The following is a 15,019-nucleotide window of genomic DNA, read 5'->3' as shown; positions in this document are numbered from 1 at the left end:
ACCCCTCTTTTATGGCTTTTATGGATTTATGGAAACAGAGACCCTGGGAAAAGATTTGTCGGAGCATGCCTCTAACCCCCAAAACCCTGAACTTTGCTGAATTTACTGAGCTTTAGGCGGTTTGGCAAAAGTCATTGAGAGGGATATAGTAGACCAAGTTTCCCCCTGATCCTTGAGTCCACCGCAACGGTTGCCGGGAAGTGAAGGGGGAAAGCGCTCGGGGGGTATTCCTCAGGGCTTTGCGGGATACCGCCTTCCTGCTCAGAGATAGGCAGGATGCGATCGCTTCTTTCCTGAACCATGTTCAGGAGAGTTCAGCGTGAATGTATCAGTACCCCTGACTTCCAACCTCTACAGCTCCCAGAGCCATTGAGGCCTAAGCCTCAGCAAATGCCCTTCTCCAGCCCCCCGACAGCACCTGCAAATCCTCCTCATCCAAGTCCGCAGGAGTGCCGGAGCGGATGAGCTCGGCAAAATCTTCGTTGGGCACCATGAAGCAGAGGGCGTAGAGGCGGCCTGGGCCGGTATTGTGGATTTCATGTACACCGGTCGGCGGTACCAGAATGCTATCCCCGGTTTTGATGGGGGCCGCTTTTCCATCGCAAATGGCCAGGCCTTCCCCCTTGAGAACAAAAAACATTTCCACAGCCATTTGATGGCGATTTGGAGGGGTTTTGCCTCCCTCATCGAAGATCTCCACACAAAAGGTTAGAGAAATCTGAGCATGAGAAGGATCGAACACGATGGCCAGGCGATTGGTATCGTGGGGGCTGATGCGAAAAGCCTGATAATCGGCAGGGGTTTTAACAATTGGGATCACACAGCGGGAAAGCGTTTGCATCCGGATCCTCCGCTCAAGAGATGAGGGGTGAATAGTGGGCAAGTGCTAACAGGGGAGAGCCGCGAGCAAATCTGAGGAGGAGGCGACAAAGCCAAAGCACTGCTTGACGTTGTAGAGGGTAGCTAGCAAACAGTATTCAGGAGAGGTGGTGGCGGCGCAGTCTTCCAGCAAAATGCAGTCGTAGCCGAGGAAATTGGCATCTTGCAGCGTGGTCATGACGCACTGGTCGATGTTCACACCGGCAAAAAAGAGGGTGGTGCGCCCCAGGTTTCTGAGAATGCTATCGAGAGGGGTATCCCAAAAGCCGCTCATGCGGAACTTATCCACCCAGATATCCTCGGGCTTGACCTCCAGTTCCTCCACCACAGCAGCGCCCCAACTGCCCCGCGTGAGGACCAAAGACCCGTTCTTAGGCAAGGGATCCCCCAGCCCTACTCCCTCTCCGGTGGGGTTGTACACATGTCGCAAGCCGGCGCTGATGTTGAGCAAGTCAGGGCGATTGCCCCAGTTCACCCACACAATCGGCACTTGAGCTTGTCGCAGGCGGGGCAGCAGGGCTTTTAGAGGGCCGATGGGAGCCCGTGCAGGTGTAACATCGACGCCAATGCTGGCCAGCCAACCGTCGGGATGACAAAAGTCGTTTTGCATGTCGATCACCAACAACGCCGCCTTGGCCAGATCCAAGCGCAGGGTTTTGCTGGAGGTGGGTAGCAGGATGGGCCGGGGATCCAAGGGCGGACGGGTGAGGTCGGCCATTTCGGCATTCACGGCCCAGGCATTGGGAGGGATCCCAAGGGTCTTCAAGGGGCGATTGGGAGTGCTCATGGATTCTCCGCTCGCGTCGCGCAGCAGTGGGATCAGGTGGGGCGGATGACCCACAACTACGCTCGACCTTAATGCACAGCCAACCTCACTTTGGAATCGTAGGCTACACTTTCTCACCTTATTGACGCATGGGATCCCCCAGGGTCAGTTGATAGGGATTAAGATGGAGACCAGGAGAAGAAAAACCGAGGAGATTTCCGAAAAGCTGCCTAGGGATTCCCCTCTGCACGCTATGCTGTAGAGACCAAGGTTATGTAGAAATTATGAGCATCCTGCGGCAATATATCTTTCCTGCCCTCATCCTGCTGGTGTTTCTGTTTACCCTGGTGGTGGTGAGCATTCGCTCGTTTCTGCCGGAGGATATGGCCCAGCCTGCCCCTCTAGAAGAAGCGACGCCTGTGGCCCTTTCTGCAAATGCCTGAGGATGGCTGAACAAGGGATCCCTCTGCCTGTGGGTTATCGTTGGCGCATCGGTTCAGCCTGGGATCGGCCCTGGGTGCGACGAGGATTGCAGGCCACGTTGCAGGAATCTTTTCCAGAACAAAGCAACTGGGATCACCTAGAAGAGACGCTGGATCGCCTCTTCGACCCCCCCCGCACCCCCTGCTGGTGGATCTTGAAAGAAGAAACTGCAGAGCCGGTGGGCTGTGTTTGGGCCGGCATCTCCACAGATCAAGCCACCCATCGGCGGGTGGCCTACGTCTTTTTGCTCTGGGTGGATCCCGCCCATCGTCGGCAGGGCCTGGGCAGAGCTTTGATGCAACAGGTGGAACGCTGGGGATCCCAGCAGCAGCTGGCGGCCATCACCCTGCAGGTTTATCGCCATAACCAGGCTGCCCTCAATTTCTACAAGCGGGCCCATTTCTCCGTGCAAGGCTACTGGCTGTACAAACCCCTCGGCGCTGCTGGCGTGGCAGAACCAAAAGGTTATGAAGTTTTGTAAATAAGCTGGGATCCGCTCTCAGTTGCTCCTTTGATGAAAGCGTGATGAAAACGATGGCATCGACCGGAGGGAAAGCCCATGTCCAGACCTGTCAAACTCAGTGAAGCTGAGGTCCAAGCCAAGCTGGAAAATCTGCCGGGCTGGTCTTTGCAGGATGGGAAGCTGCATCGTCAATTTCAGTTTCGCTCCTTTGTCGAAGCCTTTGGCTGGATGAGCAGTGTGGCCTTGGTGGCCGAGAGCATGGGGCACCATCCCGAATGGACCAATGTCTACAACCGCGTGCGGGTGCATCTTACCACCCACGATGCCGGGGGCATTACAGAACTGGACTTTACCCTGGCGCAACGCATGAACGAGCTGGCCAGCTAGACGCTTCAGTACCCAACTTTGGGGATCCCTCAAAGCCGGCTTGGCAGAGGATCCCCATTGGTTTGTTGCTGCCTCTAAGGTTGTGTCGGGAGTTGCGCTGGTCTGATAGACTAAGCCTAAGGTTAAGAAATGATAATTTTATGAACGTGCTGGTTGTGGGGGCAACGGGAACGCTGGGCCGTCAGGTGGTGCGGCGGGCCATCGAAGAGGGGCATCAGGTTACCTGTCTGGTGCGGAACCCAGCCAAGGCTGCTTTCTTGAGCGAGTGGGGGGCTCACCTCAAGGTGGGGAACCTACTGCAGCCCAGCACGCTCCGAGCGGCGATGGAAGGCATCGAGGCGGTGATCGACTGTGCCACGGTGCGAGTAACCGACACCCTCAGCGCCCGCCAGGTGGATTGGGATGGCAAAGTTGCTCTGATCAATGCGGCACGGGCTGCCCAAGTGGGGCATTTTATCTTTTTCTCCATCATGGGTGCTCAGCACGAGTACCCTAATGTGCCCCTGATGAATTTCAAGCACCACATCGAGAAATACTTGATCGGATCCCAGATGCCCTACACCATCTTTCGTCCGGCGGGCTTTATGCAGGGATTGATCGGCCAGTACGCCATCCCGATTTTGGAAGAGCAAATTGTTTGGGTAGCCAGCGAGAGCATCCCCACGGCCTACCTCGACACCCTAGATGCAGCTCGATTTGCCGTGCGAGCCCTCAGCGTCGAAGCCGCCAAGCAGCAGGTCTTTCCCTTGGTGGGACCCAAGGCCTGGACTTCCCAAGAGGTCATCGCTCTCTGTGAGCAGCTTTCCGGCAAAAAGGCCAAGGTTCGAACCATACCACTGGGGGTCTTGCGGGGAGCGCGCAGGGTGGCCCAGTTTTTTCAGTGGAGCTGGAACATTGCCGACCGGCTGGCGTTTGTGGAGGTAATTGCCGCCAAAGAGCCGATGTATGCCGACATGACGCCTGTGTGCGAAGCCTTGGGCATTGAACTGGCTTCCCTGACCTCCCTTGAAGACTACCTGGCTGAGTATTTCCAAAAGATGTTGAAACGGATTCGCGAGCTGAAGGTTAAACAACCCAAGGTCAAGAGGCCCTTCTAGGAAACTGCAACCAAACCAGTAGCTGGGACAGGGTAAACTGGATAGCGGCCCAGCATCCCCCAGGGTTCGCCCTGGTTCTTTTCTCAGCCCCGGCTTTCTCTCTATGAGCGAGACGGTTGCCCCCTCCCCTGAAGCGACTGACCTCCATCCCGAACCGGCCATTGCCATCTCCGGCCTGACCAAAACCTATCGCACCGGCTTTTGGCTAAACAAGGTGGTCAGCCCCCTGAAGGATTTTTCTCTAACGGTAGCCCGCGGCGAAACTTTTGGGCTGTTGGGGCCGAATGGGGCCGGCAAAACCACCACGATCAAATGCCTGCTAGGGATTGTGGAGCCCACCAGCGGCAGGGGCACGCTCCTGGGCAAGCCTCTGGGGGATCGCTCCATTAAGCAGCGGGTGGGATATCTGCCGGAGAACCCCTATTTTTACGATTACCTGACGGCATGGGAGTTTCTCTATTTTGCCGGCAAGGTCTTTCGCCTGTCCGATAGCCTCCTCAAGGAGCGGATCCCGCAACTGCTGGAGCTGGTGGGGCTTTCTATCGATACGGCCCGCAAAAAGCAACTGCGCACCTACTCCAAGGGCATGCTGCAGCGCACCGGCATGGCCCAAGCCCTGATCAACGACCCGGAGCTGGTGTTCCTAGACGAGCCGATGTCGGGGCTGGATCCCATGGGCCGCTACCAGATGCGCGAGATCATCTTGTCCCTCAAGCAACAGGGCAAAACGGTGTTCTTCAACAGCCACATCTTGGGAGATGTGGAGGTGATCTGCAACCGCGTCGGCCTCATGGTCGGCGGCAAATTGGTGCAGCAGGGGACGTTGGACGAGCTGCTGGGCCAAAGCAAAAGCTACCACGTGCAAGGGCACGGCGGCGCCATCGACCAGTTCCGCGACCGCCTCGAGCACTTCTCCATCCAGGGATCCCACTGGTCGGGGGAATGGGGCGGATCCCTGCCGGAGCTGCTAACGCTTCTAAGCCAGGCGGGGGCGGTGGTGACCGATTTGCATCTGCAGCGGCAATCTTTGGAAGAATTCTTCGTCGACCAGGTGCGGGCTATTGAAGGGGATCGGCCCGTCTCTGCCTAAGTGGACTCCACCCTAGGTGTCCTGGAACGTCATTTCCGCAGCCTGGATCCCGACTCGGCGATGACGGCGCGGTAGTACTCCTCCAACTGCTGCGTGGCTGCCGACCAACTCCAGCGCTCAGCCTCTTGGCGGGCCTGCTGCCGGAAGAGCTGCCGCTGCCCGGCGCTGTCCAACAGCTGCCGCGTGGCCCGAACAAAGTCGCTGTCGGAGTCCGGCTCGAAGAGAAAGCCGTTGCGGCCGCTGTCCACCACATCGGTAATGCCGCCGCAGCGGGGGGCGATCACCGGACAGCCGGCAGCCATGGCCTCCAACAAGACCAGCCCCAGCGTCTCGGTACGGGAGGGGAACACGAACAGATCCGCGGAAGCAAAGGCCGCTGCCAGGTCTTGCCCCTGCAAGTAGCCCGTAAACACCACATCGTAGCCGGCAAAATGTTGCTCCAGGGATCCCCGCTCCGGCCCGTCGCCCACAATGGCCAGCCGCGCTTGCGGGATCTGCTCCAGCAACACCCGGATCCGCCCCACCTCTTTTTCTGCTGAGAGCCGCCCCACGTAGAGCAACAGGGGTCGCTCCGGCTGCCCTGCCGTGAGGCGGGCCCGCATCTCTGGGCTAGCAGCCTGCGGGTGAAACAGCTCCGTATCCACCCCCCGCTGCCACAGGTGTACCCGCTCGATGCCGTGGGCGCTCAACTCCTGCATCATGGCCGTCGAGGTGCAGAGGTTGAGCCGCGCCAAATTGTGTCCCAGCTTGAGGAGGCTCCACAACACCCCCTCTAGGAAACCCAGCCCGTAGTGCTTGAGGTACTTTGGCAAATGGGTGTGGTAGGAGGCCACCAGCGGGATCCCCATCGTCTGGCTGTAGTAGAGGCCCCCCAACCCCAAAACTGCCGGGTTGACCACGTGGATCACATCCGGTCGAAAACGGTTGAGCAGCTTGCCGATGGCCGGGCCAGGGGCAGCCAGCTTCAACTCCGGGTACAAAGGCAAGGGGAAGCCCGGGATCCCGTAGACCCGTGCCCGCGCAAACCGCCTGGGGGCTCCCTGAGGCGCGACGATAAGCACCGAGTTGCCGCGAGCCGTTAGATGGCGCACTGTGTGGCAAAGCCGCGTGACGATGCCATCCACCTTGGGCAGAAACGTCTCCGTAAACAGGGCTATGCGCATTGGGATCCCAAGCCTAATGAAAAGACTCTAAAGATTCTCTGAGGATGAGTGTTGCACAAAACGGCAACGAGATAACGGCTTGGGACAGCAGCGGCACAACTTTATTCCAGCAGCTTGTCTTGCAGCGGAACAGAATGAGTTGGCTCTTGGTTCTGGCCGAGGGTATCAGCCGCCGTTTTGCTAATCAACAACAGCGTGGCCGCCAGGGCCAGTCCGATAACATCTCGCCACATAATCCGCTCCCACACTCCTCACTCCTCATGCCCCCTACTGTAGCGGCGGTTTTTGCGGCTGGGCAGTGATGGGCGACGGATTTTTAGGTGACAGGAATCACTTCCAAAATTGCGGTTTTGCCCCCTAGTCGCGAAAGGCCAGTTGCAAGCTGGTGATCAGCAAGACCAAAGAGAACACCGCCATCACCCCTCCCCAAAACCAGTAGGGCAAAAACAGGTTTTGGGCAATCTGGCTGGAATCCGAGAGGACCAGCCGCCCGTTAATCACCGCAGACTCCACAAACAGGTAGTCGAGTTGGTGGTAGGTGCTCACACAGGCTTGCACCCCCAAAAACTGCAAGGCAAAGCCCCGCAGCCAAGGAGAAGCCCAGCGAGCTACTGCCAGGATGCCCAAACCCATGGCCGGGAGGAACAACAGGCCAAAGGGAGAGCGCACCCAGAGCAGCGTCGAGAGCAACAACAGGGATCCCAAAAACACCAGCCCCAGCCGAGCTGTGCCGCGGCGGCGGGAGGTGAGGATGAACAGGGCCCCGGCTAGCGGCGGCCCCATCGGCCCGGCAGCGGCTACCAAGGCCCGCCCCACCCGCCCCAAAAATAGCTGGCCACTGTGGATGGCCAGCCCCGAGCCGTCGGGATAGATCTCGAGACGATGAAACTCTCCCCCCAACAGCAGCGCCATCAGGCCATGGCCCATCTCGTGAAACCAGGTGGCTAACAGGGTAAAGGGGTAGAGGAGGTAATTGCCCCAGGGAAACTGCCAGAGCAAGACCGTCAGCCCGGCAGCAGCCACCAGCCAAACCACGCTGTGCCGGCCAGGCCTTGCGGAAGGGGAAGGAGGCAGCTCAAACTGAGTCATACCAGCAGGTGGGTGGGGAAAAGGCCCAAGATGACCTGCTGGTCTAGACGATTGCCAGCAGAAGAAAGTTCCACCTCAGGCAAAAATAGCCAGGCCAACTCCCCTCTCCCTCCGAGAGAGAGGTTGGGGTGAGGGGCAGCAAGGAGACAGGGGAGCCGTCTCACAGGTAGGTTGAAGAAGCCCCCCAGGGATCCCTGCTTATGGCCACCTTCCTGCGCGACTGGAGCTACCGCTTTCCCTGGCTTTACCGCAGCATCAGCCGCGCGGCGGCCCTGGCGGTGGGGGGCCGCGAGCGATTGCGGCGATTGCCCCTACAAGGGATCCAGATTCATCCCCAGGAGCGGGTGTTGGATCTCTGCTGTGGCCCCGCTGAGGTAACCCCGATCTTGGCCGAGCTGAGCCAAAACGTCGTTGGGCTGGATGCTTCCCCCAAGGCCCTGGCGGCAGCCCGCCAGCGCCTCCCCCACGTCGAATTTGTGGAAGCCTTTGCCCAGGATCTGCCCTTCCCCACCGACAGCTTTGATTGGGTACACACCAGCCTGGCCCTGCACGAGCTGCCCCTCCCCGATCTGGAACAGGTGCTGCGCGAAGGGTGGCGGGTGCTCAAACCGGGGGGAGGGCTTTTAATTCTCGATTTGCACGCGCCCCGGCAGCCCCTACTTTGGCCTGGACTGGTTTTGTTTCTAGCCCTGTTTGAGACCGAGACTGCTTGGCACTTCCTCAAGCTGGACTTGCCCCAGTACCTGCAGCAGCAGGGCTGGCAAGCCGTCCGGCAGACCCTGCACGCTGGAGGAGCCCTGCAGGTCGTCCAGGCGCAAAAGCCTGTTGCTTGAGTTATAGGGCAGTTAACCCTGGTGCCAGAAGGGGGTGCCGAGAACTGGCGTGCTGGGCTGAGCTGCTTCTTGAGGCGTCATCGCGCCGGCCAAGTAGGCCCGGCGGCCTGAGCGCACCGCTTCCGCAAAGGCCTCGGCCATCGCCACCGGATCCCGGGCCAGGGCCACCGCTGTATTCAACAGCACCCCATCGAAGCCCCACTCCATCACCTGGCAGGCGTGGGAGGGCAGGCCCAGTCCAGCATCCACAATTAGCGGCGCCTCGATCCGCTCCCGCAGCAGGCGCAAGTTGTAGGGGTTGAGGGGGCCTTTGCCAGTGCCGATGGGGGCGGCCCAGGGCATGACCACCTCACAGCCGGCATCCAAGAGCCGCTGGCACAGCACCAGGTCGTCGGTGCTGTAGGGCAAGACCTTAAACCCCCGCCGAACCAGCTCGGCGGCGGCAGCGGGCAGTTGCACCGGATCCGGTTGCAAGGTGTAGTCATCGCCAATCAGCTCTAGCTTGATCCAGTCGGTGCCGAACACCTCCCGCGCCATCTCCGCCGTCGTGACTACCTCCTGCACGCTGTGGCAGCCGGCGGTGTTGGGCAGAACCGGGATCCCTAGCTTCTGCAGCAAGGCCCAGAACCCCTGGGAAGCTTCCGGCCCCAGCGCCCCCTGGCGCCGCAGGGAAACGGTCAACAAACAGGGCTGGGCCCGCGCCACCGCCTGCTCCAAAATAGCCGGCGAAGGATAGCGGGCTGTCCCCAGCAGCAGGCGGCTGGGCAGCGCTTGGCCGTAGAGCACCAAGGGATCCTCATCGGCCCGAGTTGAAGGGGAGACAGGAAGAAGAGTGGACATCGCTGAGGGGCAACAATGCGGGATTTGAGGGGAGGCAATCGGGCACTAGCCGCCGGCAACCGGCACGACGATCTCCACCCGGTCGCCTTCTTGCAAACGGGTTTGCTCGTAGCGGTCGCGTGGCACAAACTCCAAGTTAACCGCCACCGCAAAAGGGCCGCTGGCCCCCACCTGGGCTATCGCCTCGGCCAACGTGGTGCCCTCCGGCAGATCGTAAGGCTTTTGGTTGATCAAGACACGCATGGCGATAGGGATTCACCGGCAAGAGGGGCAGCCTGCACCTGAAAGGGGATCCCAAGCTGCTGCGCCAAGCGGCAACTGCCGTGGTGGAGGTACTCCAAAACGGCATCGTGAATGGCGGGGGAGATGAGGAAACCATGGCGGTAGAGGCCGTTGATCTGCAACAGCCGCGGGGAGCGCTCCACCACTGCGGGGAGATGATCTGCCAAGGTGGGGCGACATTGGCTGCCTAACTCCAGGATACGCGCTTCGGCAAAGGCAGGATGCACGGCGTAGGCGGCGCTGAGCAGCTCCAGAGCCGAGCGGACACTCACCGGCGAGCGATCTTCAGATTCGATTTCGGTAGCTCCCACCACAAACAAGTGCCCCGGCTTGGGAGCGATGTAGATCGGGTAGCGGGGGTGCAACAGCCGGGTCGGGCGCCGCAAAGATACTTCCGGGGCATACAGACGTACCACTTCGCCCCTAACTCCCCGCAGCGGTGCCTGTCCGCCCCATTCTTTTCGGGATCCCAGGCCGCGGCAGTCCAAAACCCACCCGCCGGTTTGCTCCTGCCAAGCTCGCGCCTGCTCCAGATCCCAGGGGCGGCCCCACTCCACCTCCACCCCGTGCTGGCGCAATTTGGCCAGCAAAGCAGCCAGCAGTTGGCGGTTGTCCAGTTGGCCCTCCTGGGGAAGATACAGGCCCTGCCCAAATCGCCCGGCCAGCGAGGGCTCCAGCTCGGCCAGCGCCTGGGCATCTAGTTGCTGAGGCTTGGGGAGATGGGGAAGGCGTTCCCCTACAGCAGCCAGTAGGGCCGAGAAACGCTTGGCTTCCCCGGCATCTTGGCGGTGCCAAAGGATCACAGTGCCCTCCTGCTGAAAGAAAACCGGCTCTGGCAGGCTGGCCAGAAGGGCGGGCCAGCGGGAGAGGGCATAGTACCCCTGCGCTACTACGCTGGCCTCGGCGACGGCAGACTCCGCCAGAGGAGCCAGCATAGCAGCAGCCAGATGGGCCGCGCTGCTCTCAGGGGCAGTGGGAGAAGCTGCCTCCACAATGCGCACAGAATGCCCGACCTCGACCAGGGTCGCAGCCAACAGGCGCCCCATTAGACCGGCTCCAAGGATGAGGACGGGATCCGGCTGCACTCTCCAAGAAGCGAGCGGGGGGGCGGCCAGAGAAGATGGGTTTGACAGGCTCATGGGGCGTTGGCGTGTCTAGCGCTACCCGCAGCACTATGGTGGCATATTCTATTGGGTCGAGAATGCTGAATGGCTCCTCATTAAAACCATCCCCTCTCCCCAGAGAGGAGAGGGGCGGTTGGCTTCATCCACCGGTTGAGAGTAGCCCAGCCTACAAGCCCTGCAGCACCGTATCTTGGCGCACCGACAGGTTCTGGATGCGGGTATCTTGGGCAGCCGGAGTGTCGGCTTGGGTAAACACGCCGATCTGCCGCAAGTAGCGGGCCAGGGCATCCTGCTCGCTGCCGGGGGTATCGAAGCTGTTGCCGGAGCTGGGAGCCAAGTTCACCCGGTTGGGGTTAGACAGGCGCGGAAAGGGATAGTCATCCCCGCCGTCGGCCAAAAAGCCCAACGTCACCAGGCGGAAGGTACGGCGGGGATCCCCTTGCAACTGGCCGTTGCGCACCACCACATCCCGGCCGGTGGGCGTGTCCACCCGCAAGGAGACCACGCGGGATCCCGGTGGCCGCGAGGGATCAAAGCTGAAGGCAAAGCCGCCGATCTGCGGGAAACGGCCCGGCGTGGCCCCCGGCTGGCTTTGCGCCACCCCATGTTCCATCAGTTGCTTCAGCTCCTCAGCGGTAACCGTCACCAGCGACAGGCCGTTGTTAAAGGCAAGGGAAGTTTCGATATCCAGTTGCGAAACTTGGCCCGCCTGCTTGCCGGCATCGGGGTTGGCCAGCGGAGGGATCCGCCGCACCGGCTCGCCGCCGCCACCGCCGGTGGTAGCCCCAATGGGAGCGCGAATGCCGCCGCCGTTTTTGAGGGAGATGACCGTGGTGGGGTCAACCGTTCTGGCATAGGCCAAATTGGCATCCGCCGTGAGGTTGCCCAGGTTGGTTTCCTCGGTGCGCACCTCGGCCCGCAGGCCGTTGAGGAATTGGGTGGTAGAGCCAAAGGTGCGGCCATCCTTGGTGCGGATGATGTTGCCGATCTCGTTGGCGATCCGCACCACGTCGGGGTTGGGGGTGCCGCGCACGGCTGCTACCCCTTGGTCGTCGGTGGCATAGGCGCCGCTCACCGGATCGATGCGGGCAATCACCCCGTTGGCGTCGAAACCGACCACCAAGCGGCCCACGTAGCGGTAGTTGGCGCCGGTGTTCACCACTGCCACGGGTTGGCCGCTGGCCGAGGAGCGCAGGATGGGGTAGTCACCTGTGCGCACATCTTCAGGGCGCAGGCGGTCGGTGGGCTTGGCGATCACCCGGTGGGAGCCGCCGGCGATGATGATGTCCACATCCCGCAGTTGGCTGGCTAGGGTTACCTCGTTTTGGAGCTGCTGCAGGTGGGCCAGGAGGATGATCTTGTTAATGCCCTGGCCGGTGAGCTGGTTGACGAAGTTCTGGATGAGGGCGGCATTCACCTGGTCGGTGTCGTCCACTTTGCCTTCCACCCTCACCTCAGGGCCAGGGCTAGAGATGGCGGCCAGGCGCGTAGTGGTGGCACCCACCAGGCCGATCCGCTGCCCTCCCACCGTAATCACCGCCGTCTTGACGATCTTGCCGCGGATGGAGCTGGCCTCTTGGCCATCGGCAGCAAAGTCAGAGCTGGTCAATTCGCCAGTGCCGCTGAAGCTGAGGTTGGCGCTCAAGTAGGGAAAGCGGGCGCCCGCGTAGCCGCGGCTGGTGTCGGGTCGGATCAAGTCGCGAATTTGGCGTGTGCCTTGGTCAAATTCATGGTTGCCAAAGGCAGCCGCCTCGAAGCCGATGGCGTTGATGATTTCAATGTCGGCTTTGCCAGGAGTGCGGTCATACCGGCCCCGCAGCGAGGGATCCGTGCTGGCGTTGTAGAAGGGGCTGGGGATGTAGTTGTCGCCGCTGGAGAGCACCACCGTGTTGGGAAATGCGGGCCGCAGCGCGTTGACCACGGCGGAGAAGCGGGGGGCATCCTGAACGGCGGCAATGGAAGCTTCCAAGTCGCTGGCGTGCAAAATCTGCAGCGTAAAAGCGGGCGGCTGAGTGGAGAGGGTGACGTTGGGATCCGAGGCGATAAACCCTGCCCCGCCGCCGGACGGGGGAACTGAGCTGCTGCTGGTACCGCAGGCGCTGGCCAGGCTCAGCACCAGGCAGCACAGCCCAACCCACAGGGACTTGGCCAGAGGGTTCAGCCAAGCCGGAAGCCATCTCTTGGCAGGGGCAGACCCTCGAGCGCGACAAGCTGGTTTCATGACAATTCCTTCACTCCATCCACAAGACAAGACGCATCCGCGTTTACGTTACCAGGGCTGGGAGGGGGATTTCGCTATGGCCTGTTTAAGATTGGGTCAAGCCCAGGTTAAGTTTGCCGCGGATCCCAGCCAAATTGCTGCAAGTCCACCCGGCCCTCGGCGTCGAAGGGGATCCCTTCGGCTTGGAGTAGAACTTTTTGCAGCTCGTCGTAGCCGAGGCGAAAAGGGGAGTAGGAGATGCGCCCTTGGGCGTTGATCACCCGGTGCCAAGGGATGTCGGTGTTTTGGCCTTGCAGGCGAAACAAAGCATAGCCCACCTGGCGAGCATAGCCGGGGTAACCGGCAACCCGCGCCACCTGCCCATAGGTGGCCACTCGGCCCGGCGGGATCCGCCGCACCACTTCGTAAAAGCGCTGGTAGAGGCTAGTAGATGGAGCGCTAGTGGAGCCAGACTGGGTCACAGGGATCCTCGCTCAAACTTGGCAGACAATAAGATGTGGAACGGATTGGATCCCCGGGTCCATGAGCTATTTAATCGCGGTACTGCCGGATCGCATAGCCGCTGAGGCGGCCTACAGCGCCCTGGAACAAGCCGGCTTTTCCCTGGAGCGATTGCATCTGCTGGGGCGGGGCTACAAAACCGCCGACGAGTTTGGGCTGATCGATCCGGCCCGAGCCGCCCGCCGTCAGATGCGGCGCCTGGCCATTTGGTTGGTGCCCTTTGGCTTTTTGGCCGGGGTGGGGTTCAGCGTTTTGAGTGGTTTGGATACCTTTGCCTGGGCGGGACCTATAGGCAACCACCTGATCGGCGGCCTGTTGGGTGCGCTGGGCGGGGCCATGGGCAGCTTTTTTGTGGGGGGCGGGGTGGGCCTGACCAGTGGCTCCGGCGATGCCTTGGCCTACCGCAACCGCCTCGATGCGGGTAAGTACGTACTCATTGTGGAGGAAGAGAATGAAACCCGCCTCCGCGAGGCCACGCGGATTTTGCGCCAGTTTGAGCCGGAGAACCTGCAGGGGTACAGAGAGCGCCCCTAGACTGGGAGATCTGGGCAGCTATTGAGAGAACTCAGGGAGGTCCAAAAGCATGTCTTGGCTGTGGCAGCAAGTCCCATCGCCGCTTAGGCGGTGGCGGAAGGAAGGGATCCCCAGCTTTGCCGCTGCTGGGGGTGCACTGGCAGTTACGGGGTTTTTTTCGCCAGCTTTTGCCCACCACGCCCTGGGGGGGAGACTGCCGGCAACAGCCTGGGAGGGATTTCTCTCCGGGCTGGCTCACCCTGTCATTGGCTTGGATCACCTGGCCTTCGTCGTGGCCATCGGTCTTGTGGCGGCGGGGCAGCCCTGGCGCTACGGGATCCCGCTGGGCTTTGTGCTGGCCAGCCTGCTGGGCACCGGGATCCACCTGGCCGGCTGGGATCCCCTGGGGCTGACGGAGTTGGTCATCGCCAGCTCGGTGGTGCTCTTTGGCCTGCTGCTGGCCCAATCGCGGCAGATCCCAAGTTGGCTTTTGCTCCTGTGGGGATCCCTGGCGGGGCTATTCCATGGCTATGCCTATGCCGAGGCGATCATCGGCGCCGAACCCATGCCTTGGCTGGGCTATTTGCTGGGCTTGAGCTTGGTTCAGTACGGAGTGGCACTTTTTGCCCTCTGGGCGGCTGAAACCTGGGGGTCGCGGATCCCGGGCTTGCTGCGCTGGGCCGGCTGGGCCATCGCGGTGGTGGGGAGTGGCTTCCTGGCCTTGGCCGTGGTGGGATCCTAGACACCCTTGCACTGGGGATCCCCAATCCGGTACAAGGATAACGGTGAAGATTAGTAACAACAAGGGGAGATCCCATGGAGCGCACCTTTATCGCCATTAAGCCAGACGGCGTGCAGCGGGGGCTGGTGGGCAGCATCATCCAGCGCCTGGAAAGCCGAGGCTACCAGTTGGTGGGCCTGAAACTGGTGCAGGTGAGCCAAGAGCTGGCGGAAGCCCACTATGCCGAGCACAGGGAGCGCCCCTTCTTCCCCGGATTGGTGAAGTTCATCACCTCGGGGCCGGTGGTGGCCATGGTCTGGCAGGGCAAAGGGGTGATTGCCGCCGCCCGCAAGCTCATCGGCAAGACCAACCCTTTGGACGCCGAGCCGGGCACCATCCGCGGCGATTTCGGCATCGACATAGGCCGCAACCTCGTCCACGGCTCCGATGGCCCTGAGACCGCCCAACGGGAGATCGCCCTTTGGTTTCAGGAATCTGAGCTGGTAAATTGGACGCCCGCCACCCAAAGCTGGATTTATGAGTAGGGCGGCAGCAAAATGGTTCGTC

Annotated in this window: 19 protein-coding genes; 9 read left to right on the top strand and 10 right to left on the bottom strand. The window is 61.1% G+C overall.

Translation table 11 applies throughout. From position 1 onward, the window contains the following. Nucleotides 1–376: 376 nt before the first annotated feature. Nucleotides 377–841 (bottom strand): cupin domain-containing protein, encoded by a 465-nt coding sequence (locus SYN60AY4M2_RS02970; RefSeq protein WP_011434408.1) that lies wholly within the window; start codon nucleotides 839–841, stop codon nucleotides 377–379. Nucleotides 842–886: 45 nt separating this feature from the next. Next, nucleotides 887–1,666 carry a cysteine hydrolase family protein gene (locus tag SYN60AY4M2_RS02965; RefSeq protein ID WP_041437718.1) on the bottom strand — a complete coding sequence of 260 codons (780 nt, stop codon included), beginning with the start codon at nucleotides 1,664–1,666 and terminating at the stop codon, nucleotides 887–889. 263 nt (nucleotides 1,667–1,929) lie between these two features. Between SYN60AY4M2_RS02965 and SYN60AY4M2_RS14000 the strand changes: the two genes are divergently transcribed. The 5 genes from SYN60AY4M2_RS14000 (at nucleotide 1,930) to SYN60AY4M2_RS02945 (ending at nucleotide 5,165) form a co-directional block, all read left to right on the top strand. Continuing rightward, nucleotides 1,930–2,088, top strand: a complete 159-nt coding sequence (locus SYN60AY4M2_RS14000; RefSeq protein WP_011434410.1) for a hypothetical protein — start codon at nucleotides 1,930–1,932, stop codon at nucleotides 2,086–2,088. A gap of 2 nt (nucleotides 2,089–2,090) precedes the next feature. After that, nucleotides 2,091–2,609, top strand: coding sequence for a GNAT family N-acetyltransferase (locus SYN60AY4M2_RS02960; RefSeq protein ID WP_099812244.1), 519 nt, complete (start codon nucleotides 2,091–2,093; stop codon nucleotides 2,607–2,609). A 78-nt stretch (nucleotides 2,610–2,687) separates the two neighbouring features. Next, complete coding sequence (locus SYN60AY4M2_RS02955) at nucleotides 2,688–2,978, top strand: 4a-hydroxytetrahydrobiopterin dehydratase (RefSeq protein WP_099812243.1); 291 nt, start codon at nucleotides 2,688–2,690, stop codon at nucleotides 2,976–2,978. 140 nt (nucleotides 2,979–3,118) lie between these two features. Next, the gene (locus SYN60AY4M2_RS02950; RefSeq protein WP_099812242.1) at nucleotides 3,119–4,075 is read left to right on the top strand and encodes an NAD(P)H-binding protein; all 957 of its coding nucleotides are present in this window, start codon (nucleotides 3,119–3,121) and stop codon (nucleotides 4,073–4,075) included. A gap of 103 nt (nucleotides 4,076–4,178) precedes the next feature. Beyond that, nucleotides 4,179–5,165, top strand: coding sequence for an ABC transporter ATP-binding protein (locus tag SYN60AY4M2_RS02945; RefSeq protein ID WP_011429928.1), 987 nt, complete (start codon nucleotides 4,179–4,181; stop codon nucleotides 5,163–5,165). Nucleotides 5,166–5,194: 29 nt separating this feature from the next. Here SYN60AY4M2_RS02945 and SYN60AY4M2_RS02940 read toward each other — a convergent pair whose 3' ends face one another. From SYN60AY4M2_RS02940 to SYN60AY4M2_RS02935, 3 genes are all read right to left on the bottom strand, one after another. Next, nucleotides 5,195–6,328 carry a glycosyltransferase family 1 protein gene (locus SYN60AY4M2_RS02940; RefSeq protein ID WP_011429929.1) on the bottom strand — a complete coding sequence of 378 codons (1,134 nt, stop codon included), beginning with the start codon at nucleotides 6,326–6,328 and terminating at the stop codon, nucleotides 5,195–5,197. A 101-nt stretch (nucleotides 6,329–6,429) separates the two neighbouring features. Next, nucleotides 6,430–6,561 carry a hypothetical protein gene (locus tag SYN60AY4M2_RS14605; protein ID WP_011429930.1) on the bottom strand — a complete coding sequence of 44 codons (132 nt, stop codon included), beginning with the start codon at nucleotides 6,559–6,561 and terminating at the stop codon, nucleotides 6,430–6,432. Nucleotides 6,562–6,685: 124 nt separating this feature from the next. Beyond that, nucleotides 6,686–7,417 carry a M50 family metallopeptidase gene (locus SYN60AY4M2_RS02935; protein WP_011429931.1) on the bottom strand — a complete coding sequence of 244 codons (732 nt, stop codon included), beginning with the start codon at nucleotides 7,415–7,417 and terminating at the stop codon, nucleotides 6,686–6,688. Nucleotides 7,418–7,617: 200 nt separating this feature from the next. Between SYN60AY4M2_RS02935 and SYN60AY4M2_RS02930 the strand changes: the two genes are divergently transcribed. Next, a complete protein-coding gene (locus SYN60AY4M2_RS02930; RefSeq protein WP_011429933.1) occupies nucleotides 7,618–8,250 on the top strand; it encodes a class I SAM-dependent methyltransferase in 633 nt (210 codons plus the stop codon). A 12-nt stretch (nucleotides 8,251–8,262) separates the two neighbouring features. Here the strand turns inward: SYN60AY4M2_RS02930 and SYN60AY4M2_RS02925 are convergent, their stop codons facing one another. From SYN60AY4M2_RS02925 to SYN60AY4M2_RS02905, 5 genes are all read right to left on the bottom strand, one after another. Beyond that, entirely contained in the window at nucleotides 8,263–9,090 is an 828-nt protein-coding gene (locus tag SYN60AY4M2_RS02925) for a thiazole synthase (RefSeq protein WP_041438213.1), read from the bottom strand. A gap of 45 nt (nucleotides 9,091–9,135) precedes the next feature. Further along, complete coding sequence (gene thiS / locus SYN60AY4M2_RS02920) at nucleotides 9,136–9,333, bottom strand: sulfur carrier protein ThiS (protein WP_011429935.1); 198 nt, start codon at nucleotides 9,331–9,333, stop codon at nucleotides 9,136–9,138. Continuing rightward, nucleotides 9,321–10,511 (bottom strand): FAD-dependent oxidoreductase, encoded by a 1,191-nt coding sequence (locus SYN60AY4M2_RS02915; protein WP_071813508.1) that lies wholly within the window; start codon nucleotides 10,509–10,511, stop codon nucleotides 9,321–9,323. The genes thiS and SYN60AY4M2_RS02915 overlap by 13 nt, the downstream gene beginning before the upstream one ends. Nucleotides 10,512–10,662: 151 nt before the next feature. After that, a complete protein-coding gene (locus SYN60AY4M2_RS02910) occupies nucleotides 10,663–12,717 on the bottom strand; it encodes a bifunctional metallophosphatase/5'-nucleotidase (protein WP_099812241.1) in 2,055 nt (684 codons plus the stop codon). A 107-nt stretch (nucleotides 12,718–12,824) separates the two neighbouring features. Next, nucleotides 12,825–13,178, bottom strand: a complete 354-nt coding sequence (locus SYN60AY4M2_RS02905) for an MGMT family protein (RefSeq protein ID WP_099812240.1) — start codon at nucleotides 13,176–13,178, stop codon at nucleotides 12,825–12,827. A gap of 61 nt (nucleotides 13,179–13,239) precedes the next feature. Between SYN60AY4M2_RS02905 and SYN60AY4M2_RS02900 the strand changes: the two genes are divergently transcribed. The 3 genes from SYN60AY4M2_RS02900 (at nucleotide 13,240) to ndk (ending at nucleotide 14,997) form a co-directional block, all read left to right on the top strand. Then, nucleotides 13,240–13,752 (top strand): hypothetical protein, encoded by a 513-nt coding sequence (locus tag SYN60AY4M2_RS02900; protein WP_099812239.1) that lies wholly within the window; start codon nucleotides 13,240–13,242, stop codon nucleotides 13,750–13,752. A 49-nt stretch (nucleotides 13,753–13,801) separates the two neighbouring features. After that, nucleotides 13,802–14,473 carry a HupE/UreJ family protein gene (locus tag SYN60AY4M2_RS02895; RefSeq protein WP_099812238.1) on the top strand — a complete coding sequence of 224 codons (672 nt, stop codon included), beginning with the start codon at nucleotides 13,802–13,804 and terminating at the stop codon, nucleotides 14,471–14,473. A gap of 74 nt (nucleotides 14,474–14,547) precedes the next feature. After that, on the top strand, nucleotides 14,548–14,997 hold the full coding sequence (gene ndk, locus SYN60AY4M2_RS02890) for a nucleoside-diphosphate kinase (RefSeq protein WP_011429941.1): 450 nt from the start codon (nucleotides 14,548–14,550) through the stop codon (nucleotides 14,995–14,997). The last annotated feature ends 22 nt before the right edge of the window (nucleotides 14,998–15,019 follow it).

Origin of the sequence: Synechococcus sp. 60AY4M2, assembly GCF_002760375.1 — a bacterium.
Taxonomy (GTDB): Bacteria; Cyanobacteriota; Cyanobacteriia; order Thermostichales; family Thermostichaceae; genus Thermostichus.
The sequence above is the reverse complement of the archived record's forward strand: the minus strand, read 5'-3'. Positions and strand labels throughout refer to the sequence as shown.